The organism is Amycolatopsis stemonae (assembly GCF_054781455.1).
This window is the reverse complement of the sequence record NZ_BAAGUJ010000025.1, coordinates 92,633-114,388: the sequence shown is the minus strand read 5'-3', so window position 1 is coordinate 114,388 and position 21,756 is coordinate 92,633. Positions and strand designations below refer to the sequence as shown.

The 21,756-nt window shown below is 73.3% G+C and carries 19 protein-coding genes and 1 pseudogene; 13 read left to right on the top strand and 7 right to left on the bottom strand.

Annotation, left to right across the window (positions count from 1 at the left end; all coding sequences use genetic code 11):
- A pseudogene (locus ACYVLJ_RS45845) lies at positions 1–132 on the top strand (IS481 family transposase); the annotation flags it as partial.
- Here ACYVLJ_RS45845 and ACYVLJ_RS45840 read toward each other — a convergent pair.
- Both ACYVLJ_RS45840 and ACYVLJ_RS45835 read right to left on the bottom strand, forming a co-directional pair.
- Positions 129–1,232, bottom strand: coding sequence for a winged helix DNA-binding domain-containing protein (locus ACYVLJ_RS45840; RefSeq protein ID WP_460443429.1), 1,104 nt, complete (start codon positions 1,230–1,232; stop codon positions 129–131). The pseudogene ACYVLJ_RS45845 and the gene ACYVLJ_RS45840 overlap by 4 nt on opposite strands.
- Before the next feature lie 9 nt (positions 1,233–1,241).
- Positions 1,242–1,637 (bottom strand): DUF3224 domain-containing protein, encoded by a 396-nt coding sequence (locus ACYVLJ_RS45835; RefSeq protein WP_451987109.1) that lies wholly within the window; start codon positions 1,635–1,637, stop codon positions 1,242–1,244.
- A 62-nt stretch (positions 1,638–1,699) separates the two neighbouring features.
- Here ACYVLJ_RS45835 and ACYVLJ_RS45830 point away from each other — a divergent pair, with 62 nt between their 5' ends.
- Positions 1,700–2,668 (top strand): helix-turn-helix transcriptional regulator, encoded by a 969-nt coding sequence (locus tag ACYVLJ_RS45830; protein WP_460443428.1) that lies wholly within the window; start codon positions 1,700–1,702, stop codon positions 2,666–2,668.
- On the top strand, positions 2,661–3,467 hold the full coding sequence (locus ACYVLJ_RS45825; RefSeq protein WP_460443427.1) for a uroporphyrinogen-III synthase: 807 nt from the start codon (positions 2,661–2,663) through the stop codon (positions 3,465–3,467). Before ACYVLJ_RS45830 ends, ACYVLJ_RS45825 begins: the two co-directional genes overlap by 8 nt.
- 27 nt (positions 3,468–3,494) lie before the next feature.
- Here the strand turns inward: ACYVLJ_RS45825 and ACYVLJ_RS45820 are convergent, their stop codons facing one another.
- Both ACYVLJ_RS45820 and ACYVLJ_RS45815 read right to left on the bottom strand, forming a co-directional pair.
- The gene (locus ACYVLJ_RS45820) at positions 3,495–4,352 is read right to left on the bottom strand and encodes a siderophore-interacting protein (RefSeq protein ID WP_460443426.1); all 858 of its coding nucleotides are present in this window, start codon (positions 4,350–4,352) and stop codon (positions 3,495–3,497) included.
- Between the two features lie 28 nt (positions 4,353–4,380).
- Positions 4,381–4,704: an MGMT family protein gene (locus ACYVLJ_RS45815; protein ID WP_451987117.1), complete on the bottom strand. Its 324-nt coding sequence runs from the start codon at positions 4,702–4,704 to the stop codon at positions 4,381–4,383.
- 104 nt (positions 4,705–4,808) lie between these two features.
- Here ACYVLJ_RS45815 and ACYVLJ_RS45810 point away from each other — a divergent pair, with 104 nt between their 5' ends.
- A complete protein-coding gene (locus ACYVLJ_RS45810) occupies positions 4,809–8,021 on the top strand; it encodes an ATP-dependent helicase (protein WP_460443425.1) in 3,213 nt (1,070 codons plus the stop codon).
- Between the two features lie 79 nt (positions 8,022–8,100).
- Positions 8,101–11,343, top strand: a complete 3,243-nt coding sequence (locus ACYVLJ_RS45805; RefSeq protein ID WP_460443424.1) for an ATP-dependent helicase — start codon at positions 8,101–8,103, stop codon at positions 11,341–11,343.
- A 111-nt stretch (positions 11,344–11,454) separates the two neighbouring features.
- Here ACYVLJ_RS45805 and ACYVLJ_RS45800 read toward each other — a convergent pair whose 3' ends face one another.
- On the bottom strand, positions 11,455–11,817 hold the full coding sequence (locus ACYVLJ_RS45800; protein ID WP_460443423.1) for a DoxX family protein: 363 nt from the start codon (positions 11,815–11,817) through the stop codon (positions 11,455–11,457).
- 91 nt (positions 11,818–11,908) lie between these two features.
- On the opposite strand from ACYVLJ_RS45800, the gene ACYVLJ_RS45795 reads away from it, so the two are divergent.
- The gene (locus ACYVLJ_RS45795) at positions 11,909–12,988 is read left to right on the top strand and encodes a potassium channel family protein (RefSeq protein ID WP_451987123.1); all 1,080 of its coding nucleotides are present in this window, start codon (positions 11,909–11,911) and stop codon (positions 12,986–12,988) included.
- A gap of 81 nt (positions 12,989–13,069) precedes the next feature.
- A complete protein-coding gene (locus ACYVLJ_RS45790; protein ID WP_451987187.1) occupies positions 13,070–13,498 on the top strand; it encodes a P-loop NTPase family protein in 429 nt (142 codons plus the stop codon).
- Here ACYVLJ_RS45790 and ACYVLJ_RS45785 read toward each other — a convergent pair.
- Positions 13,491–14,510, bottom strand: coding sequence for a neutral zinc metallopeptidase (locus ACYVLJ_RS45785; protein ID WP_451987125.1), 1,020 nt, complete (start codon positions 14,508–14,510; stop codon positions 13,491–13,493). The genes ACYVLJ_RS45790 and ACYVLJ_RS45785 overlap by 8 nt on opposite strands.
- A gap of 250 nt (positions 14,511–14,760) precedes the next feature.
- On the opposite strand from ACYVLJ_RS45785, the gene ACYVLJ_RS45780 reads away from it, so the two are divergent.
- Genes ACYVLJ_RS45780 through ACYVLJ_RS45755 form a run of 6 tightly spaced genes read left to right on the top strand, consistent with a single transcriptional unit; the run spans position 14,761 to position 20,737 of the window.
- Entirely contained in the window at positions 14,761–15,906 is a 1,146-nt protein-coding gene (locus ACYVLJ_RS45780) for a hypothetical protein (protein WP_460443422.1), read from the top strand.
- Complete coding sequence (locus ACYVLJ_RS45775; protein WP_460443421.1) at positions 15,900–16,541, top strand: DUF4129 domain-containing protein; 642 nt, start codon at positions 15,900–15,902, stop codon at positions 16,539–16,541. Before ACYVLJ_RS45780 ends, ACYVLJ_RS45775 begins: the two co-directional genes overlap by 7 nt.
- Positions 16,538–17,677: a DUF4350 domain-containing protein gene (locus ACYVLJ_RS45770; RefSeq protein WP_460443420.1), complete on the top strand. Its 1,140-nt coding sequence runs from the start codon at positions 16,538–16,540 to the stop codon at positions 17,675–17,677. The genes ACYVLJ_RS45775 and ACYVLJ_RS45770 overlap by 4 nt, the downstream gene beginning before the upstream one ends.
- A complete protein-coding gene (locus ACYVLJ_RS45765) occupies positions 17,674–18,639 on the top strand; it encodes an AAA family ATPase (protein ID WP_451987133.1) in 966 nt (321 codons plus the stop codon). The genes ACYVLJ_RS45770 and ACYVLJ_RS45765 overlap by 4 nt, the downstream gene beginning before the upstream one ends.
- A gap of 1 nt (position 18,640) precedes the next feature.
- The gene (locus tag ACYVLJ_RS45760; RefSeq protein WP_460443419.1) at positions 18,641–19,933 is read left to right on the top strand and encodes a DUF58 domain-containing protein; all 1,293 of its coding nucleotides are present in this window, start codon (positions 18,641–18,643) and stop codon (positions 19,931–19,933) included.
- Between the two features lie 48 nt (positions 19,934–19,981).
- Positions 19,982–20,737: an RICIN domain-containing protein gene (locus tag ACYVLJ_RS45755; RefSeq protein ID WP_451987137.1), complete on the top strand. Its 756-nt coding sequence runs from the start codon at positions 19,982–19,984 to the stop codon at positions 20,735–20,737.
- Here the strand turns inward: ACYVLJ_RS45755 and ACYVLJ_RS45750 are convergent.
- The gene (locus tag ACYVLJ_RS45750; RefSeq protein ID WP_451987139.1) at positions 20,729–21,736 is read right to left on the bottom strand and encodes a stage II sporulation protein M; all 1,008 of its coding nucleotides are present in this window, start codon (positions 21,734–21,736) and stop codon (positions 20,729–20,731) included. The two genes, ACYVLJ_RS45755 and ACYVLJ_RS45750, sit on opposite strands and share 9 nt — an antisense overlap.
- Between the last annotated feature and the right edge of the window lie 20 nt (positions 21,737–21,756).

The window sequence follows — 21,756 nt, the reverse complement described above, 5'->3', positions numbered from 1 at the left end:
CGCACCGACACCGAACGCCGGGCAGCGCTACCGCGATGGCTGCACATCTACAATCACCACCGCGGACACACCGCGCTCGCAGGCCGCCCACCGGTCAGCCGCGTCCCCAACCTCACAGGGCAGTACATCTAGGGCGCCCAGGTGACCGCGTGCTTCTCGAAGCCGCGCGCCGCCGCCACCCGGGCTGCCTCGGCTTCGGCTTCTTCGCGGATCGCCGGGCGCAGGGGGTCGAACGCCGTGACCGTGAACGTCAGGCGCGCGCCGCTGCCCTTCGTCCGCCAGGTGCCCGCGATGTCGCCGTCCGCCAGCAGTACGCCGGGGTTGCCCAGCATCTTCCAGACTTCCTTGCGGCGGGCCGGGTCCGGGACCAGCAGGGCCTTGTCGCGGGCCTGGACGAACGGGTCCCACGGCGGCAGCAGGCGCACCACGTCCGGCTCCGGGGGGTTCTCCAGCGCTGCCAGCCGGTCCGCGGGTAAGGAGCGGCGCCGGCCCTCGACGTCCACTTCGGTCAGATCCGCCGGCCACGTCCGGTCGACCACCGCTTTCGCCGTGCCGGCGAACTCCGCCGCCTCGCCCGGGGACGCCGGGCCGTTCAACGTCAGGTACTGCCGGACGACCGCCGTCGCGGCCGCCGGGTCGGGGGTGCGGCGAGCGCGGCCGCGGCCCTCCAGCGGGGTCAGCGTCGCCGGGGACGCGCCCGCCACCAGCCGGACGCCGCCGTGCGGGGCCGCGATGCGCATCAGCTGCTCGTGGATGTGCGTCGCGTTGCAGCCGCGGCACCAGCGGGAGAACTCCGCGGGCACCTTCTTGGTGACCGCCGTCGACACCGCGCCCTTCGTCATCTCGCCCTTGACCGTGGCGCGGATCGCGGCCGCCGCTGTGAAGACCACATCGGACGCCGAAAGCCCGGTCGCCGCCAGTTCCTTGCGCTGCCACAGCATCCGGGCCAGTGCGTCCGCGTCGTCGAGCGGGACCAGCGCCCGGATCACCTCGGGCAGGTCCGTGCGCAGGTGGTAGTGCGGCGCGCCGCGCAACGTCCACGCGAGCACCAGCCGCGGATCGTCCACAAGGGACACTTCGCCGTCGAGCCGGGCCACCAGGGCCAGCTGCGCGGTGTCCCGCATGCTGTCCTGGAGCCCGGTCCGGACGACGGCGAGGTCGGCGACGTCCCGCGCCGTGCGGTGCAGCCCGTGCTCGGCGATGCGGTAGGCGAGAACCTGACGACGGTCCACGTGCGGCTCCTAGAACGTGTACTCGAAGGTGTAGCCCATCTTCTCCTCGCCCATCGCGCCGCCGACGGTGCCGCGCCCGGTGAGCCCCGCCAGTTCGCCGGTGCCCGAGCCCGGGACCACCTCGAACGTCGACGCGATGCCCTGGGCGTCGAACGTGAACTCGTGCTTCACGATGAACGTCCCTTCGCGACCGTCGACCTTGCCGTCGAAGCGCTCGAAGCTCGGCGACGTCGTCTTGCCGCTTTCGTAGCCTTCGCCCGCGTAGTACAGCAAGAGATCGCAGATCGATTCACCCTCGACGACGCCCTCGTAAGCCATCGACGCGTGCGCGTACGCCACGCGAGGGCCGCCTTCGGTCCCGCTGACGATCTTCTCTTCCCAGTTCTTCATGGTGAATGCGTTCATGGAGGCCACTCTGCCGGGCATACCTGTCAGCTTGTGTCAGGTATTTCTGCCAAACTGGGTTCATGCGCGCCAGCCGGCTCCTCTCGGTCCTGCTCCTGCTGCAGAACCGCGGCCGGATGACGGCCGAAGAGCTGGCCGAGGAGCTCGAAGTTTCGGTGCGCACGGTCTACCGGGACATCGACGCGCTGTCGGCGTCCGGCGTCCCGGTGTACGCCGACCGCGGCCGGACCGGCGGGTACCGCCTGGTCGACGGCTACCGCACCCGGCTCACCGGGATGACCGAGGAGGAGGCCCAGTCGCTGTCGCTGGCCGGGCTGCCCGTGGCCGCGGCCGAGCTGGGCCTCGGCACGGTGCTCGCCGCCGCCCAGCTCAAGCTGTACGCGGCGCTGCCGCAGGAGCTGCGCGACCGCGCCGGACGCGTCGCCGAGCGCTTCTACCTGGACGTCCCCGGCTGGCACCGCGGTATCGAAAGCCTGCCGGTGCTGTCCGCGGTCGCCGACGCCGTGTGGTCGTCGCACCGGGTCCGGATCCGCTACGAGCGGTGGGGGCAGCGCGTCGTCGAGCGGGACGTCGAGCCGCTCGGGCTGATCCTCAAGGCGGGCAACTGGTACCTGGCCGCGCGCTGCGACGGCACCGACCGGACCTACCGGATCTCACGCGTGCTGGAGCTCACCGACCTCGGAGAGGAGTTCGAGCGACCGGCCGGGTTCGACCTCGCGCGCTACTGGCAGGAGTGGTCCGAGCAGTTCGAACGCCGGATGTTCCCCCGCGTCGCCGTGGTGCGGTTGTCGCCGCGCGCGCAGGCTCTCGTACCGTTCTACGCGGGCTCGGTCGGCGCCCGCGCGCTGCGCTCGGCGACCGGGGAGCCCGACGCGGACGGCTGGCTCACCGTGGAGCTGCCGGTGGAGCCGGGCGAGCCGGCGATCGGCGAACTGCTGCGGTTCGGGCCGCACCTCGAGGTCCTCGCACCGGCGGACCTGCGTGCGGAGCTGGCGGAAGCGATCGAGGAGATGGGCGCGATGTATGGCTGAGCTGAGCGGGATCGCGGTCGGCGTCACGGCCGAGCGCCGGGCCGGGGAGTTCATCACCGCGCTGGAACGCCACGGCGCCGAGGTCCGCCACGCCCCGACGATCACCATCGTCCCCCTGGATTCCGACCCCGCGCTCCGCGAAGCGACCCTGGCGCTGGTGGCGTCACCGGTCGACCTCACGATCGTGACGACGGGCGCGGGTTTCCGCGGCTGGCTCGAGGCGGCGTCCGGCTGGGGCCTGCGCGAGCCGTTGCTGGCGCGGCTGGGCGAGTCCCGGATCTACGCGCGCGGTCCGAAGGCGGTGGGCGCGGTCCGCGGCGCCGGTCTGCGTGAGTCCTTCTCGGCTGCTTCGGAGACCAACGCGGAGCTGTTCGGCGCCGCCGCTTCGGCCGCGATCGGCGGCGCGCGGGTGGCCGTCCAGCTGCACGGGACGCCGTTGCCCGAGCACACGGAGCCGCTGGTGGACGCCGGGGCGTCGCTGGTGGAGGTGCAGCCGTACCGGTGGTTCTCCCCACCGGACGTGACGCCGGTCCACAACCTGATCGACGCCGCCATCACGGGCGACCTGGGCGCACTGGCGTTCACGAGCGCCCCGGCGGCGGCGAACTTCCTGACGCTGGCCCGGTCCTACGGCCGCTACGACGAGCTGCTGACGGCGTTGCGCGGACCGGTGGTGTGCGCGTGCGTCGGCCCGGTGACCGCGGCGCCCCTGGAAGAGGCGGGCATCGCGACGCTGCAGCCGGACCGGCAGCGCCTGGGCGCGCTGGTGAAGCTGCTGGTCAACCGGCTCGGCGGGTAGCTTTCCCTAAGCTGCGGGGCGCCGGTGTCAGTCCTCGTCGGACGGTAGCTCGCCCGATTCGGCGGCCCGCACCGACTCCCGGCCGGCCGCCTCCTCGCTGACGCCCTGCCGCCAGTAGCCCGTGAAGCAGATCAGCCGCTTGTCCACCTCGCGCTCCCGCACGAGGTGCCGCCGCACCTGCTTGACCACGCCCGCCTCGCCCGACACCCACGCGTACGGCGTCCCGCCCGGGAACGCCGCGCCGCGGACCGCGTCCAGCAGCGCCGTGCCCACCGGGCGCGCGCCGCGCACCACCCAGTGGACCTCGACCGCTCCGCGGGTCTCGAACGTCTGGCGCTCCGCGCGGTCCGAAAGCTCGACGTACACCGAAGCCCGCGTGCCCGCCGGGAGGCGCTCGACGATCGCGCCGATCGCCGGCAGCGCCGTCTCGTCGCCGACCAGGAGCTGCCAGTCGCACTCCGCGGGCGCCGCGTACAGGCCGTGCGGGCCGAGGAACGCCACCCGGTCGCCCGGCGCGACCCGGGACGCCCACGCCGAGGCCGGGCCGTCGTCGCCGTGGAGCACGAAGTCGACGTCGATCTCCGCCGCCTCCCGCCGGTGCGCCCGGACCGTGTACGTGCGCATCGGCGGGCGGACGTCGTCGGGCATCGCCAGGTACGTCCGGTACCAGGACAGGACGTCGGAGCCGGTCTCCGGCAGCACCGGCGTCTCCTGCCCGGGCAGCGGGAAGAACACCTTGACGTACTGGTCCGGCGGCCCCGCGGGCACGTCGCGGAAGCTCTCCGCCGAGAACGTCACGCGCACCGTGTGCGGCGTCACCGGCCGGACCACGGTGACCCGGGCCCGGTGGTACGTCAGAGTCGGCCGCTCCGCCTGGATCGTCATTAGGCGAGGCTAACCTAAAAAGACGGGGTCAGAACAGTCCCTCCTCACCGGGATCTTCGTCACCGTCCGGCTGCCACCGGTACTTGCGCAGGTCGACGCGCTGACCGTCGGCCAGCACACCCTCCGCGCGCAGCCGCTCCAGCTGGTCGTGCACCAGGTGCGGCGCCGGGGTCCCGTTCGCGCGCAGGATCCGGTGCCACGGGAGGTCGTGCCCGTCCTCGGCCAGGATCGCGCCGACCATCCGCGGCGAAGGGGCGCCGGCGAGCGCCGCGATGTCGCCGTACGTCGCCACCGTGCCGGCCGGCACCGACTCGATGATCTCCCGCACGCGCTCGTGCAGAACGTCGTCCATACCGACACTCTGCCGGATGGGTACGACAGCCGTCCGCCGCACCGAGGGTGCCGTCAAGCGTGCCGGTGCGACACCCGGGGGACCGGTCGTGGTTCCATCGCTGGGTGAACGCGAGGCGAACGGCCCAGGCGGACGCGCGGCTGGTGCGCACGCCGATCGCCGACGCACCCACGTTCACCTGGGACGAAGGCGCGCGGCGCGTGCTCTCCGCACCCGGCGGGTTCCGCCGCGTGCTCGGCGGCCCGGGCACCGGCAAGACGGCGCTGCTCGCGTCGGCCGCCACCCGCCGCATCGCCGAGGGCGCCGACCCCGAGAGCGTGCTGGTGCTCACGACGTCCCGCAAGGCCGCCGACGCGCTGCGCGCCGACATCACCCGCCGGCTCACCGCCGACCCCGACCAGGCGCGGCCGCTGCCCCGGACCGTCCGCGAACCGCTGGTGCGCACCGTCCACTCGTACGCCTATTCCCTGCTGCGGCTGGAGGCGATGGCGGAGGAGCTGCCGCCGCCGCGGCTGCTCGCCGGCGCCGAACAGGACGTCGTCGTCCGCGAACTGCTGGCCGGTGACCTCGACGAAGAGGCCGGCTACTGGCCCGAGCAGCTGCGGCCCGCGCTGATGGTCCCCGGCTTCGCCGAAGAGCTGCGCGACCTGCTGATGCGCGCGGCCGAGCGCGGGCTCGGGCCGGAGGACCTCGCCGAGCTGGGCCGCCGCCGCGGCCGCGACGAGTGGGTCGCCGCCGGGCAGTTCTGGGCCCAGTACGAAGAAGTCACGCAGCTGCAGGGCGCGGGCGGCAATGCGCTGGGCGTCGCGAGCGCGCCCGCCCTGGACGCCGCCGAGCTCGTCACGTCCGCGCTGCTCGCCCTCGAGGACGACGACGAGCTGCGGATGCGCGAGCGCACGCGCGTGCGGCACCTGTTCGTCGACGACGCCCACCACCTCGACCCGCTGCAGACCAGCCTGGTCCGGGTGATCGGGCACACCGCGGCCGAGTTCGTCGTGGCCGGCGACCCCGACCAGAACGTGTTCTCCTTCCGCGGCGCCGACGCGAGCCTGTTCGCCGACGCGGACCCGGACGGCAGCCGGACCCTCACGCTCACCACGGCGCACCGGCTCGCCCCGGCGGTGCGGCTCGCGGTCGCCAAGATCGGCGCGACACTGCCGGGTGCGTCGGCGCACCGCAAGATCGTCCCGCCCGCGGGGGCGACCGGCGGGAACGTGCGGGTCCGCGTGATGCCGACGCCGGCCGCCGAGGCGAGCTGGATCGCCGACCAGCTGCGCCGCGCCCACCTCGTCGACGGCGTGCCGTGGTCGGAGATCGCGGTGCTCGTCCGGTCGCCCGCGCGGACTTTCCTGGTGCTGCAACGGGCCCTGCGCGCCGCCGGCGTCCCGATCGGCTCGGCGACGGAGGAGCTGCCGCTGGCCCGCCAGCCCGCGGTGCGGCCGCTGCTGGCCGTGCTGAAACTCGCGCCTTCGCCGGAACTGCTCGACGTCGACCTCGCGGAGATGCTGCTGTCGTCCTCGCTCGGCGGCGCGGATCCCTTGGCGTTGCGGCGGTTGCGACGCGGTCTGCGGCGGCTCGAACTGGCCGGGGGCGGTCAGCGGTCGAGCGACGAACTGCTCGTGGAAGCGTTGCGCGGCGGGGACATCCTCGCGGGCTTGGCGGACGCCGAGTCCGAGCCGGTGCGGCGCGTCGGCGGGCTGCTGCGCGTCACGCACCAGGCCGTCGCGCGCGGGGACGGTGTCGAGCAGGTGCTGTGGCGGCTGTGGAACGAAAGCGGCCTTCAGGACAAGCTGCTGAAGCAGGTCGAGCGCGGCGGTTCGCTGGGTGCGCAGGCCGATCGCGATCTCGACGCCGTCGTCGCGCTGTTCGACGCTGCCGGGCGGTACGTGGACCGGCTGCCGCGGTCGAGTGTCGCGTCCTTCGCGGACTACCTGGGCGCGCAACAGATCGCGGGTGACACGCTCGCGCCGGCCGCGGTCCCGGCCGACGGCGTCTCGCTGCTCACGGCGCACGCGGCCGCCGGTCGCGAATGGACGGTCGTCGCCGTCGCCGGTGTGCAGGAAGGCGCGTGGCCGGACCTGCGGCTGCGCGGATCCGTGCTGGGCGTGGAACGGCTCAAGGACCTGATGTCCGGAGTGGACGACGACGCCGTCTCCGCGACGGCGCCGATCCTCGCCGAAGAGCGGCGCCTGTTCTACCTCGCGATGAGCCGGGCGAAGCAGACGTTGCTGGTGACGGCGGTGTCCGGAGAGGACGAACAGCCGTCGCGGTTCCTCGACGACCTCGAGGAGAACGGCGCCGACGACGGCGGTCTCGATTCGCGGATGAAGCCGCCGGGCCGGTCGCTGGTGCTGGCCGAGCTGGTGGGGGAGCTGCGCGAGGTCGTCTGCGACGACAAGGCCGACCCCGCGCGCCGGCGTCGGGCGGCGGCGCAGCTGGCCCGCTTGGCCGACGCGAAGGTGCCGGGCGCGCACCCTTCGACGTGGTACGGCCTGCTCCCGGCGTCGACGGACGAGCCGGTGCACCCGCCGGGCGACCTGATCCGGATCTCACCGTCCACAGTGGAAATCCTGACGAAGTGCCCGCTGCGCTGGATGATCGAGCGCCACGGCGGCAGCGACCCGGCCCAGCTGGCCGCGGTCACCGGCACGCTGGTGCACGGGCTCGCGCAGGCCGTCGCGTCCGGGAGCACGGACGCCGAGCTGCAGGCGGCGCTCGACGAGGCCTGGGTGCGCGTCGACGCCGGAGCGCCGTGGTTCTCGCGGCGCGAGCGGCGGCGGGTCGAGCAGATGCTGCGCAACTTCACGACGTGGCTGGAGCAGAGCCGGGCGGAGCTGACCGCGGCGGGCGTCGAGCAGGACATCGAGGTCGAACTGCCGGCGGGCGGGGCCGACGAAGTCCGGGTGCTGCTGCGGGGCCGCGTCGACCGGGTCGAGCTGGACGCCGAGGGGCGGCCGGTGATCGTCGACATCAAGACGGGCAAGGTTCCGGTGTCCGGAAAGGACGCCGAGGAGCACCCGCAGCTGGCGGCGTACCAGCTGGCGGTGCTGCTGGGCGCGATCAAGGGCGCGAACGAGCCCGGCGGCGCGCGGCTGGTGTACGTGGCGAAGGCGAACAACAAGACCGGGGCGACCGAGCGTTCGCAGCCGCCGTTGGACGACGTGGGTGGCAAGCAGTGGCTGGAGCTGGTCCGCGACGCGGCGGCCTCGGCGGCGGGGCCGGACTACCAGGCCCAGGAGAACCCGGACTGCGACCGCTGCCCGGCCCGCGGCTGCTGCCCGCTGCGCCCCGAAGGACGGCAGGTGCCGGGCCCGTGACCAAGCCGAACGATGTCATGGGGGAGAACCGGTGTGCTAACCCGGTTTCTCCCTCACGAGCCTCCGGTGAGGGGTGTGCGTGAGCCCGCTCGTCATCGCCAATCCCGTCGAGCCCGCCGAACTCGCCGACGCGCTCGGGCTGCACCGGCCCACTCCCGAGCAGGCCACCGTCATCGCCGCGCCCGTCGAACCCTCACTCGTCGTCGCGGGGGCCGGGGCCGGGAAGACCGAGACCATGGCCGCGCGCGTGGTCTGGCTCGTCGCCAACGGGATCGTCAGCCCCGACCGCGTCCTCGGCCTCACCTTCACCCGCAAGGCCGCCCGGCAACTCGGTGAACGCGTCCGCGCGCGGCTGCGGCGGCTCGCCGGCTCCGGGCTGCTCGACCGGCTCGACCCGTCCGGCGGGCTGCGGTCCACTGTGGTCGCCGGCGAACCGACCGTCCTGACCTACCACGCCTACGCCGGGCGCCTGCTCTCCGAACACGGCCTGCGGCTGCCCGTGCAGCCCGGCGTCCGGCTGCTGTCCGAGACGTCGTCGTGGCAGATCGCGCACCGCGTGGTGTCCACCTGGGACAACGAGCTCGACACCGACCGCGTGCCGCCGACCGTCACCGCCGACGTCCTGCAGCTCGCCGGGGAACTCGGCGAGCACCTGATCTCGACCGACCAGCTCGCCGAGTACACGCGGTGGATGTGCCAGGTCATCGAGAACGCCCCACGCGCCAAGGGACAGCGGGCCGCGCTGCCGCAGAAGCTGACGGAAATCATGGCGGCGCAGCACTTCCGGCTCGCGCTGCTGCCGCTCGTCGAGGACTACCACCGGCGCAAGCGCAACGAAGGCGCGCTCGACTTCGCCGACCAGATGTCCCTGGCGGCGCAGCTGGCGAGCGGCTACCCGTCGGTCGTGCGCGGCGAGCGCGAGCGGTTCGGTGCCGTGCTGCTCGACGAATACCAGGACACCGGGCACGCCCAGCGCGTGCTGCTGCGGACCCTGTTCGGCGGCGGCGAAAACGCGCCGATGCCGGTGACCGCGGTCGGCGACCCGGCGCAGGCGATCTACGGCTGGCGCGGGGCCAGCGCGGCCAACCTGCCCCGGTTCACCACGGACTTCCCGCGCTCCGACGGCGAACGTCTCGTCCCGGCGAACGAGTACGGCCTGCTCACGAGCTTCCGCAACCCGCCGGAGATCCTCGACCTCGCCAACGCGATCGCCGAACCGCTCCGGGCCCGCGGTCTGGGCGTCGAACGCCTGCGGGCGCGCGAAGGCGCCGGCGCCGCGGACATCGCGTGCGCGCTGCTGCCGGACATCCGCGCCGAACGCGGGTGGGTGGCCGACGCGCTCGCGCGCCGCTGGTACGCCGTGCAGGAGGAGACCGGCAAGCCGCCGACCGCGGCCGTGCTCGTGCGGCGCCGCGCCGACATGGCGCCGATCGCCGCCGAGCTGCGGGCGCGCGGGCTGCCGGTCGAGGTCGTCGGGCTCGGCGGCCTGCTGGACGAGCCCGAGGTCGCGGACCTCGTCTCGACGCTGAAGGTGCTCGCCGACCCGCTTTCGGGCAGCGCGGCGGCCCGGCTGCTGACCGGCGCGCGGTGGCGGCTCGCGGCCGCCGACGTCGCCGCGCTGTGGCGGCGCGCCGGGGAGCTGTCCACCCCGGAGAAGTCCTCTTCGGACAGTCCGGAGCTGGTCGTGGAACGCGTCGAGCAGGCGGGGCTGATCGACGCGATCGACGAGCCGGGCTCGCCGGACCGCTATTCGGAGGAGGGCTACAAGCGCATCCGCCGGGTCGGCTGGGAGCTGGCGGCGTTGCGGCGACGGCTCGACCAGTCCTTGCCGGAGCTCGTCGCCGACGTCGAGCGCACGCTGCTGCTGGACGTCGAATCGCTGGCCCGGCCGGGATCCGCGGGCCGGGCGCACCTGGACGCGTTCGCCGAAGTCGTCACCGACTACGCCGAGACCGCACCGACGGCCACCTTGTTGTCCTTTGTGGACTACTTGAACACCGCCGCGCACGCCGAAGACGGGCTCACGCCGGGTGAGGTCGAGGTCGTGCCGGACCGCGTGCAGGTGCTCACCGTGCACTCGGCGAAAGGCCTGGAGTGGGAGGTCGTCGCCGTTCCGCACCTGGTGCACGAGGTGTTCCCGGGACGGCGGCGGTCGTCGTCGTGGCTGCGGACGGCGACGTCGCTGCCCGCGGCGTTGCGCGGTGACTCCCAGGACCTGCCCGACCTGCGGATCGCCGAGGGCTACGACCGCAAGGAAGTCCAAGAAGGACTGGAACAGCACGAAGCCGGGTTCGTCGAGCGGGAACAGGCGGAGGAACGGCGGCTCTGCTACGTCGCGCTGACGCGGTCCGAGCACGCCCTGATCGTGTCCGGGCACTGGTGGAACGAAAGCAGCAGCCGGTTCAAGGGGCCGTCGGAGTTCCTGACGGAGATCGGCGACGTGCTGCGCGAGACCGGCGTCGGGCAGCTCGCCGAATGGGCGCCGGAACCGGCCGCCGAGGACGAAAACCCGCTCGTGTCGGACACCCGGACGTCGAAGTGGCCGGTCGACCCGCTGGCGGACCGCCGCACCGGCGTGCAGACCGGCGTGGAACTGGTCTTCGAGGCACTGTCCTCTTCGGACGAATCGGAGTCCGAAGAGGATGATCCGGACGGCTGGCTGACCGACACCGACGTCCTGCTCGAGGAGTGGGCGCGCAAGGACGACAACGTGCACCGGGTCCCGCTGCCGTCCCGGCTTTCGGTCAGCCAGCTGGTGGCCCTGGCCGAGGACTCCGACCGGCTGGCGACGGAGCTGCGCCGTCCGCTCCCGAAGGAACCGAACAGCTTCGCCCGCCGCGGCACGGAGTTCCACGGCTGGCTGGAACGCCGTTTCGCCGGGGACCAGCTGATCGAGATCGACGACCTCCCCGGCGCCGCCGACGTCGACGCGGCTCCCGATGCGGACTTCGAGGAGCTCCAGGCGGCGTTCGAGGAGAGCGAGTGGGCCGACCGCGTCCCGCACGCGACGGAGGTCTCGTTCTCGGCGGACGTCGAAGGCATCACCCTGCGCGGCCGCATGGACGCGGTGTTCTGGCACCCGGACGGCTACTGGGAGGTCGTGGACTGGAAGACGGGCGCGATCCCGCCGGAGTCCCGCCGCGAAGCCTTGGCGGTCCAGCTGGCGGCGTACCGGATGGCCTGGGCGGCGCTGAAAGACGTCCCGGTGGACGAGGTCCGCGCGGCGTTCCACTACGTCCGGGCGAACCGCACGATCCGCCCAGCCGACCTCCTGGACCCCGAAGGCCTCCGCCGCCTGCTTCGCGACATCCCCGAGGCGTGATCAGAGGGGCATCACGCGTGATCAGAGGGGCATCACGCGTGATTGGCGGGGCATCAGCGTGATGCCTCTTCAGACACGCGTGATGCCCGCTCAATCACGCGTGATGCCCCGTCAAGCGCGGTCGCGGACCTTCAGGGCCCAGGCGATCAGGGGCCACTGCAGCGGGAGGCGGGCGTAGGCGACGGCTCGCTGGGGGGACGTGCGGGCGTCGACGGCCATCTTGACGTTGCCCGGGAAGACGCCCAGGAACAGCAGGGCCGCCGCCAGGCCGCCCAGGCGGCGCGTGCGGGGGACCGCCACCGCGGCCCCGACCGCCAGCTCCGCAACGCCCGAGCCGTACGTCCACGTCCGCCGGGACCCCGGCAGCGAAGCCGGGATCAGCCCGTCGAACGGCTTCGGCGCGGCGAAGTGCAGGACGCCCATCGCGCCCAGCGCGCCGGCCAGGAGGTGCGCGGGCCGTTGTGAGATCGCCATGACCTGATCGTTCCACGCGGCGGCGCGCCCGGCGGTTCGGCTATTCTCCGGGCGTGAGTGACGCTCGACACCTGCCGCTGGGAGTAGGTGCATGAAGGCCCTGAGGCGGTTGCCGTTGGGCAGTCTCACCGATCGGCCGGACCACGAGCTCGTCGGCGTCCTGCGGATGCCCGAGCTGACCGTCAGCCCGATGCGCTCCATCCTGAAGCGGATCATCGGCGCGCTGCTGGCCCTGCTGGCCACCGTGGTCATCGTGTACATCGACCGCGACGGCTACCGCGACGCCAACGGTGACGGCCTGTCCCTGCTGGACAGCCTGTACTACGCCACGGTCTCGCTCTCGACGACCGGTTACGGCGACATCGCGCCCGCGACGTCGTCGGCCCGGCTGGTGAACGTGCTGGTGATCACCCCGCTGCGGGTGCTCTTCCTCATCGTCCTGGTCGGGACCACCCTGGAGGTGCTCACCGAGCGCTCCCGGCAGGCGTTCAAGATCCAGAAGTGGAGGACGAAGGTGCGCGACCACACGGTCGTCGTCGGGTTCGGCACCAAGGGCCGGTCCGCCGTCAACGCACTGCTCGGTGACGAGAACGTCGCGCCGGGCCAGATCGTCGTCGTCGACACCGACCAGCAGGCCCTCGACGCGGCGAGCGCGCTCGGCCTCGTCGCCGTGCACGGCTCGGCGACCCGGTCGGACGTCCTGCGCGTCGCCGCGGTGCAGCACGCCCGCGCGGTCGTGGTCGCCCCGAACCGCGACGACACGGCGGTGCTCGTCACGCTCACCGCCCGCGAGCTGGCGCCCAAGGCGCACATCGTGGCGTCGGTGCGGGAGGCGGAGAACGTCCACCTGCTCAAGCAGTCGGGGGCGAACCAGGTCGTGGTGTCCAGCGAGACGGCCGGGCGGCTGCTCGGCATGGCGACGTCGACGCCGCTGGTCGTCGACATCATGGAGGACCTGCTCACGCCCGAGTCGGGGCTGGCGATCGCCGAGCGGCCGGTCGAACCGTCCGAAGAGGGCGGTTCGCCGCGGCACCTGTCCGACCTGGTCCTCGGCCTGGTCCGCGACGGTGTCCTGTACCGCGTCGACGCCCCGCAGGCCGACGCCATCGAGCCGGGCGACAAGCTGCTGTACGTCAAGAAGGTGACGCAGGCGGAGAAGATCGAGCGCTGACCAGGGCACCTGGGTTTTGCCCGGCGGATCTGGAACCATGGCGAAGTGCCTCCGCGATCCCTCGCCCTGAAGTGGCCCACGGTGGCGATCCCCGCCGCGGCGGGCGTGCTCGTCGTGCTGCTCGCCTGGCTGGCCGGGCCCGGGCTGCTGGGCATCACCAACGACGACCTCGGCGCCCCGGTCCCGGCGGAGGTCACCAAGCCGGCGGCGTGCGACAAGCCCGACGCCGTCGAGACCGTGAAGTTCACCGTCGCCGGCAAGACCCACGAGGGCACGCTCAACGGCTGCGGGCACGGCCAGGGCGAGCGCATCGACGTCGGCGTCCCGGAGGTGCTTCCCGACCAGGGCACGGTCACCGTCCGGGCCGCGGACACCTCGGCCGGGGCGTCGGACGCGCGGCGCCCGGTCGGCCTGGCCCTGCTGGTGTTCGCGTGCTTCTCCGGCGGGATGTTCGTCTACCTCTGGCTGAGCATCCCGCTGCGGCCGAAGCCGGCCGTTAAGGTCAGCTGACCTCGGACGACGGCGCCGCGAAGGTGTTGCAGTCGGCGATCCGGTTGCTCGTCGCCCCCGCCCGCCACCAGGACGCGTAGTGCGCGTTCGTGCCGTGGTCGTGGCTGCGGGAGGTGTTGTCGCCGCGGGTTTCCTGGTCGTTCCACGCCTTGTTGTACATGTCGCGGCTGATCGTGCCGCCCTGGTCGACGTGCGCGCCGAGGAACATCCCCGAGAAGCACTGGGCCTGCAGTTCCTTGCGCCGCGACATCTCCAGCCCGGCCGGGCTGTTCTGGCCGGCCTCGTAGATCTTCTGCCAGGCCGCGTCCATCAGCCCGGCGACCTCCTGGACGTGGTGGCCGTATTCGTGGGCGAACAGGGCCAGGTAGACGCCGGGGTTGTTGCCGTACTGGTCGGTCTGCAGGCCGCGGAACGGGACGTACAGGTTGTTTTCGCAGTAGTACGCGGCGGTCGCGATGCCGACCTGGATGGTGCCGCACTCGGTCTCGAAGCTCGCGCCGGTCGGGAAGTGCAGCGCCGGTGGCGTGAACGGCAGGTGGTAGGCCTCGAGGAACGGGCCCCACGCCGCGTCGAGGCACTTGCTCGCCGCCGTGAAGAACGCTTCGGCGCCGTCCTGCGTGCTCTGCCAGGGCGGCAGGTTGCAGACGCGGTTCTGCAGGCCGGCGTTCGGGTCCTGCAGGATCGGGTGGTCGGCGAGCTTGAGGATCTTCTGCGGGCCGGTCGCGCTGGGTGCCGACGCCTCGGTCGAGGGGGTCGATGCCGAGGCCGGGGCACCGTTGCCACCGAGGGGCAGCTGCGAAGGGTTGTCGGCCGACGACGGCGTGTCGCGGTAGCTCGGGTTGGCGAGGGGGGTCTCGCCGCGGTTCAGCACCACGATCGCGACCAGCCCGAGCACCAGCACGGCGACCGCCCCGAGGCACACGCCGATCACGGCCGCCGGTGAGCGGCGCCGCGGCGCGGACACGGTGTGCGGGTGGCCCAGCCAGGGAAGATCCGGTTGCGCATCCGGCACCGGCGGCGGCTGGACGGTTCCGCGAGGCGGTACCCGGCCGTGGGGCGGTTGCGTCACTAGGCAGTCCCGAAGGGTCTCGGTACGGACCGGGGGTACCCGATCCCGGCGTTCAGCATATCGGGGGAACGGGTCCGCTCGCACCCGTTCGTGCGCACGGTGTCACCACGCGCGGACGTCACCCCAGGTCTGGCCGGGTGCAACGGGCTCTGAGAGAGTGTCCGCAAGCAGGTACTGCAGGCGAGGGGCTTCGATGACAGACACCGGTGGCGCGCCCGGCGGAGAGGGCGCCGACACGCCGACACCCAGCCAGGGGATCCCCCGGGTCACCGTTCCCGGATCGGGTGAGTCGAAGCCGGCCGAAGAGCACGCGGAGTCACCGGCCACGCCGCCGCGCGGGTGGCAGCCGCCGGACGTCCAGAGCGTCGCCCAGCCCGCGCCGCCGCCCCCGTCACCGGGGTGGCAGCCGCCCTACACCGGGCAGCCGCGGTGGAACCCGCACGGTCTCGGCAAGCCGGGCGTGATCGCGCTCCGGCCGCTGAACGTCGGCGACATCCTCGACGGCGCGATCACCGCGATGCGCCGGTACCCGCTCCTGATCTTCGGCATCGGCGCGGTGATGGCGGTGCTCAGCGCCGGGATCGGCTTCCTGGTCCAGCGGTACGTGCTCGCCGACCTCGAAAGCCTTGCCTCACCGGACAACCTGGGCCCCGGTGCCACCGACGAAGAGCTGCGCAACGCCGTGTTCGGCGCGTTCGGCGACGCCTTCCTGGCGATCGTCCCGACACTGTTCGTCGAGACGCTGCTCCTGACGATCACCGCCGGCCTGATGGCCGCGGTGATGGGCCGCGCCGCGCTGGGGCGTGAAGTGAACTTCGGGGTCGTGTGGGCCGAGGTGCGGCCGCGGCTGCTGCCGCTGATCGGCGTCGCGTTCGCCTACGCCCTGGTCACGACGGTCGGCGTGATGCTCTGCTTCATCCCGGGTGCGGTGGCCTGGACGTTCTGGGCACTCGCGGCGCCGGCGCTCGTGCTCGAGCGCGGCACGTTCCGGCAGGCGTTCGCCCGGACGGTCAAGCTGGTCAGCGGCGCGTTCTGGCGGGTGCTGGGGATCCTGGTGCTGGCGAAGGTCATCGAGTCGTTCTTCGAGAACATCATCCAGCTGCCGTTCACCCTCGGCACCGGCGTGTTCTCGGCGGTGCTGAACCCGGGCAAGGTGTACGTGCCGAGCACCGGCGACCTGCTGCTGGCCTCGGCCGGGCAGATCGTCTCCGGCACCATCGCGATCCCGTTCGTCACGCTGGTCACCGTGATCGTCTACCTCGACCAGCGGATGCGCCGCGAGGGCATGGACATCGAGCTGGCCCGCGCGGCCGGGGTGCAGCCGCCGCAGGCATGGTGACGTCGCTGCTCACCGACGTCCCGGTCGACATCGACCGGGACGACGCGCGGCGCGCGGCGGCGGAAGAACTCTCCGACCCGAAGTACCAGGACGCGAAGCCGAACGTCCTGCAGGAGTTCTGGCACTGGCTGGGCGAGCAGCTGGAAAAGCTGCTGAACGGCCTGTCCTCGGTCGTCCCCGGCGGGATCTTCGGGCTGCTGCTGATCGTGGCGCTGCTGATCGTGCTGGTCGTCGTGATCCGGCTGCGCACCGGCCAGGTCGCCCGCCTGGCGCGGGCCGGCGGGGCCGTCTTCGGCGGGACGCGGCAGAGCGCGGACGGCTACCGGCGCTCGGCCGAGGAAGCCGCGGCGGGCGGGCGGTACGGCGACGCCGTCCGCGACCGCTTCCGCGCCGTCGTCCGGGCCCTGGAGGAACGCGCACTGCTCGACGTCCGCTCCGGCCGGACCGCCGACGAGGCCGCCGCCGAAGCCGGGGTGCTGCTGCCGAACGTCGCGGCGGAACTGCGGCAGGGCGCGCGGCTGTTCGACGACGTCCACTACGGCGGCCGCGAAGGCACCGAAGCGGCCTACCGCACGCTGACCGAGCTGGACGAACGCTGCCGCCGTGAGCGTCCGGTCGCCATGGCGGGCCCGTGAGCACCTCGACTTCGCCGGACGCGCGCCGGATCTGGCGCGGAGCACGGCTCCCGCTCGCGATCGTCGCGCTGATCTTCGTCGCCGGTGCCCTCCTGCTGCTCGGCCGCGGCGAGCAGACGTACGGCGCGCTCGAGCCCGGTTCGTACGAGCCCAGCGGAGCGCACGCGCTCGCGAAGCTCCTGGAGGACCAGGGCGTCGACGTCCGGACCGCGCACACGATGGACGAAGCGGACGACGCGATCACCGAGGACGCGACCCTGCTCGTCACCCAGCCCGACCTGGTCCCGGCCAAGCGGCTCGACGCGCTGCGGCAGCACGCCGCGGACGTCGTCCTGGTGACGCCGGGGTCGGCGACCCTGCACGACTCGCTGCCGCTGGTGCACCCCGCCGGGCAGAGCGACATCGGCACCCTGAGCCCGCAGTGCACGGTCGCCGCGGCGGTCGCGGCGGGCGACGTCTCGCTCGGCGGCGTCGGGTACGCCGCTCCCGGCGCGCGGTCGTGCTACCCCGGGGAAGACGGCGGCGGCACGCTGCTGCAGCTCGCCGACGCGGGCGGCACGACGACGCTGCTCGGCTCGTCGGCGCCGCTGACCAACTCGCGGCTCGCCGACCAGGGCAACGCGGCGCTCGGGCTGCACCTGCTCGGCGCGCACCCGAAGCTGGTCTGGTACCTGCCGTCCACGTCCGATCCGGGGCTGGACGACACCCGCAAGTCGATCTTCGCCCTGATCCCGGACGGCTGGTACTACGGTGCGGCGCAGGCGTTCGTCGCCGTGGCGCTGCTCGCGTTGTGGCGGGCCCGCCGGCTCGGCCCGGTGGTCACCGAGCCGTTGCCGATCGTCGTCCGCGCGGCGGAGACCGCCGAGGGCCGCGCGCGGCTCTACCGGCGGGCGAAGGCCGCGGGGCACGCGGGCGAGACCCTGCGGGCGGCGGCGCGGGCGCGGCTGCGCACCGCGCTGGGCCTGCCGCGCGACGCCGACCCGGCGGCGCTGGTGAACTCCGTGAGCGCGCGCGCCGGGCGGCCGGCGAACGAAGTCGGCGCGGTGCTCTACGGCCCGCCGGTGGCGGACGACCCCGCGCTGGTCCGGCTGGCCGGCGAACTGGACGAGGTGGAACGAGAGGTGGGGCGGTCTTGACCAGCGAGAACGCGACCGGGGCCCGTGACGCGCTGATCGCGCTGCGCGCCGAGGTCGGCAAGGCGGTCGTCGGCAACGACGCCGCGGTCACCGGGCTGATCCTGGCGCTGCTGTGCCGGGGCCACGTGCTGCTCGAAGGCGTCCCGGGCGTGGCGAAGACGCTGCTCGTGCGCGCTTTGGCGGCGGCGCTGGACCTGGAGACCACGCGCGTGCAGTTCACGCCGGACCTGATGCCCGGCGACGTCACCGGCTCGATCGTCTACGACGCGCACAGCGGCGAGTTCTCCTTCCGCGAAGGGCCGGTGTTCACGAACCTGCTGCTCGCCGACGAGATCAACCGGACGCCGCCGAAAACGCAGTCGTCGCTGCTGGAGGCGATGGAGGAGCGGCAGGTTTCGCTCGACGGCAAGTCGCGGCCGCTGCCCGACCCGTTCATCGTGATCGCCACGCAGAACCCCGTGGAGTACGAGGGCACCTACCCGCTGCCGGAAGCGCAGCTGGACCGGTTCCTGCTCAAGCTGACCATGCCGGCGCCCTCGCGCGAGGACGAGATCGGCATCCTCTGGCGGCACGCGCAGGGCTTCGACCCGCGCAACCTCGCCGCGGCGGGCCTCAAGGCGGTCGCGGGCGCGGTGGAACTGGCGGCCGCGCGCGAAGCCGTCGCGAAGGTGACGATCGGGCCCGAGGTGATCGCGTACGTCGTCGACCTGTGCCGGGCGACGCGGTCGTTGCCCTCGGTGCGCATCGGTGTTTCTCCCCGTGGTGCGACGGCGTTGCTCGCGGTGACGCGGGCCTGGGCGTGGCTGGCCGGGCGCGACTACGCGACGCCCGACGACGTCAAGGCGCTGGCGCGGCCCGCCCTGCGGCACCGCCTGGACGTGCGGCCGGAGGCCGAGCTGGAGGGCGTCACCGCGGACGGCGTCCTGGACCGCGTGCTCGCGTCCGTGCCCGTGCCGCGCTGACATGGCCGTCACCGGAAGGCTCGGGCTGGCCGCGCTGTTCGGCGCGCTCGTGGTCGGGCTGCTCCTGCCGTCGACCACCGGGATCCTGGCGGTCGGCGGGGTGCTCCTGCTGCTCGTGGTCGTCGACCTGCTGCTGGCCGGGAGCGTGGCGCCACTGCGGTTTTCCCGTTCCGGGGACACGTCCGTGCGGCTCGGCGAGCCGTGCGAGGTGACGCTGGTCGTCGCGAACCCCGGCGGCCGCCCGGTGCGCGGGCAGCTGCGTGACGCGTGGCCGCCGTCGGCGGGCGCCGCGGACCGGCACGCCGTGCGCGTCCCGCCGGGGGAGCGGCGGGCGTTGGTGACCCCGCTGCGGCCGTCGCGGCGTGGCGACCGGACGGCGGCGCGGGTGACGGTCCGGTCCGTGGGCCCGCTGGGCCTGGCCGCGCGGCAGGGTTCGCACGAAGTGCCGTGGACGGTCCGGGTCCTGCCGCCGTTCCACAGCCGCAAGCACCTGCCTTCGCGGCTCGCGCGGCTGCAGCAGCTCGACGGCCGGAACGCGGTGCTGATCCGGGGCCAGGGCACGGAGTTCGACTCGCTGCGCGAGTACGTGATCGGCGACGACGTCCGCTCGATCGACTGGCGGGCGACCGCCCGCGCGGCGGACGTGATGGTCCGGACGTGGCGTCCCGAGCGCGACCGGCACGTGGTCGTGGTGCTGGACACGGGCCGCGTGTCGGCGGGCCGGGTCGGCGACGCCCCGCGCCTCGACGCGGCGATGGACGCGGCGTTGCTGTTGGCCGCACTGGCTTCCCGGGCCGGCGACCGCGTCGACCTGCTCGCCTACGACCGCCGGCTGCGGGCCGCGGTGCAGGGGGTTTCGGGGGCCGCTCTGCTGACGTCGTTGGTGAACGCGATGGCGCCGTTGGAGCCTTCGCTCGTCGAGACGGACGCGCGGGGGATGGTCGCCGAGGTGCTGCAGCGCACCCGCCGTCGTTCGCTGGTGGTGCTGCTGACCGGGTTGGACGCGGCGCCGCTGGAGGAAGGCCTGTTCCCCGTGCTGAGCTCGCTGACCGCGCGGCACGAGCTGATCGTCGCGTCGGTCGCGGACCCGCGGGTCGCGGAGATGCTGTCCGGCCGGGGTGACGCCGAAGCGGTCTACGACGCGGCGTCGGCGTCACGGACCTTGGCGGAACGGCACCGCGTGACCGAGCGGCTGGGGCGGCACGGGGTGAGCGTCGTCGACGCGGTGCCGGAGGAGCTGCCGCCGGCGCTGGCGGACCGGTACCTGGCGCTCAAGGCCGCGGGCCGGCTCTGACGGGTGACTCCGGTGGTGGGCGCCCGTCCGGACTGTTAAGCCCGAAGCATGTGGAAGCTCATGGCGGTGGCCCTGGCGATCTCTTCGGCGCCCGCGACCGACGGTTCCCCGGTCTACCTGGCCGACGGCGGCGGCAAGCTGTCCCTCGCGGTGGTTTCCGGCCAGCCGGTGCTGGCGGACGCGGCCGACCCGGGGGCCAAGTGGACCTACGCCGGGCAGCACTTCACGAATGTCTCAAGTGGACAGTGCCTGACCGCGGCGAGCCCGGTCGACGGCGTCGCCGTCAAGCTCGCGGCGTGCGACGACAAGGACCAGCACCAGTCCTGGCGGCGCATCGCGGGGCTGCCGGGCCTGGTGGAGATCGCGAACGTCGCCACGGCCCGGTGCCTGACCGCGGAAGGCGCGGCTGTGGGCGCCCGCCTGTACCAGGAAGTCTGTTCGCTGCAGGGCATCGCGAACACGTGGGCGGCGGGCGGGCGCACCCTGGCCATCCTGTCGGGCAACGGCCAGCGCCTGGCGACGAAGGACCCGGGCGTGCCGTTCGTGGTCCGCGTGATCGGCGAAAACGGCCAGCCGGCGCCCGACGTGCCCGTGACGTTCTTCGTCCGCGCGGCCCGGCCGAAGAACGCGCTGGCCTTCGAAGGCGGCGGCGAAACGGTGACCGTCAAGACGGGCGCGGACGGCACGGCGTCGAGCCCGAAGCTGGTGCTCACCGAGGTGGGCGAGTTCGAGGCGCGGTTCGTCGGCACGGCGAGCCTCGACGACGGATCGTCGATCGCCTTCGAGGGCTCCTGCCTATGCTGACTCGGGCAGCGCGTCCCCGGCGTCGCGTGCTTCGAGGTCACCGACCTCGCCGTCCTTCGCCGCCCGGCGGCCGAGGGTGAAGACGTAGCCCAGGAAAGCCACCTCGGCCAGCACGCCGATGCCCACGCGCACCCACGTCGGCCAGCCCGACGGCGTCACGAACGCCTCGATCAGCCCGGACACGAACAGCACGCAGGCCAGCCCGAGCGCCATCACGACGACCGAGCGGCCCTGCTCGGCCAGGGCTTTCGTCCGCGACCGGCGGCCCGGGTCGACCACCGTCCAGCCGAGCCGGAGCCCGGTGCCCGCCGCGACGAACACCGCCGTCAGCTCCAGGAGGCCGTGGGGCAGCAGGAGCCCGATCATCACGTCACCACGGCCGGCCGCGCTCATCGCGCCGATGATCAGCCCGGCGTTGAGCGAGTTCAGCCACAGCGCGCCGATCACCGGCAGGCCGAGCGCGATGCCGAGGAACAGGCACGTCGCGGCCACCCAGGCGTTGTTCGTCCACACGCGCGCGGCGAACGACGTCGCCGGGCCCGTCGAGTAGTAGCTTTCGGCCTCGCCGCCGGGCTTGGTCAGCTGGTTGAGCTCGTCCGGCGACGCGATCGACGCGCGCACGTGCGGGTCGCCCGCGACCCAGACGGCGATCACCGCCATCACCGCGATCGACACCAGCGCGGCCGGGATCCACCAGCGCCGCGACAGGTACACGGCGGCCGGGAAGCGGCGCGTGAAGAACAGCGCGACCTCGCGCCACGCGGAGTTGTGCGACCCCGAAACCGCGGACCGCCCCCGCGCGACCAGCCCGGACAGCCGGCTCACCAGCGCCGGGTCGGGCGCGACCGACCGGACGATCGACAGGTGCGTCGCGGTGCGCTGGTAAAGCGTCACGAGCTCGTCGGCCTCGGCCCCGGTCAGCTTGCCGCCGCGGTGCGTCAGCTGGCCGAGCCGGTTCCACTCCGCCGTGTGCGCGGCGACGAAGACGTCCACATCCACGGAGCCAGCCTATCCGTGGC

Coding starts and splice junctions, on each gene's coding strand:
- ACYVLJ_RS45830 (WP_460443428.1), top strand. CDS start 1,700: ATGCGCGCCAGCCGGCTCCTCTCGGTCCTGCTCCTGCTGCAGAACCGC.
- ACYVLJ_RS45795 (WP_451987123.1), top strand. CDS start 11,909: ATGAAGGCCCTGAGGCGGTTGCCGTTGGGCAGTCTCACCGATCGGCCG.
- ACYVLJ_RS45755 (WP_451987137.1), top strand. CDS start 19,982: ATGTGGAAGCTCATGGCGGTGGCCCTGGCGATCTCTTCGGCGCCCGCG.
- ACYVLJ_RS45835 (WP_451987109.1), bottom strand. CDS start 1,637: ATGAACGCATTCACCATGAAGAACTGGGAAGAGAAGATCGTCAGCGGG.
- ACYVLJ_RS45775 (WP_460443421.1), top strand. CDS start 15,900: ATGGTGACGTCGCTGCTCACCGACGTCCCGGTCGACATCGACCGGGAC.
- ACYVLJ_RS45800 (WP_460443423.1), bottom strand. CDS start 11,817: ATGGCGATCTCACAACGGCCCGCGCACCTCCTGGCCGGCGCGCTGGGC.
- ACYVLJ_RS45815 (WP_451987117.1), bottom strand. CDS start 4,704: ATGGACGACGTTCTGCACGAGCGCGTGCGGGAGATCATCGAGTCGGTG.
- ACYVLJ_RS45825 (WP_460443427.1), top strand. CDS start 2,661: ATGGCTGAGCTGAGCGGGATCGCGGTCGGCGTCACGGCCGAGCGCCGG.
- ACYVLJ_RS45760 (WP_460443419.1), top strand. CDS start 18,641: ATGGCCGTCACCGGAAGGCTCGGGCTGGCCGCGCTGTTCGGCGCGCTC.
- ACYVLJ_RS45820 (WP_460443426.1), bottom strand. CDS start 4,352: ATGACGATCCAGGCGGAGCGGCCGACTCTGACGTACCACCGGGCCCGG.
- ACYVLJ_RS45780 (WP_460443422.1), top strand. CDS start 14,761: ATGACAGACACCGGTGGCGCGCCCGGCGGAGAGGGCGCCGACACGCCG.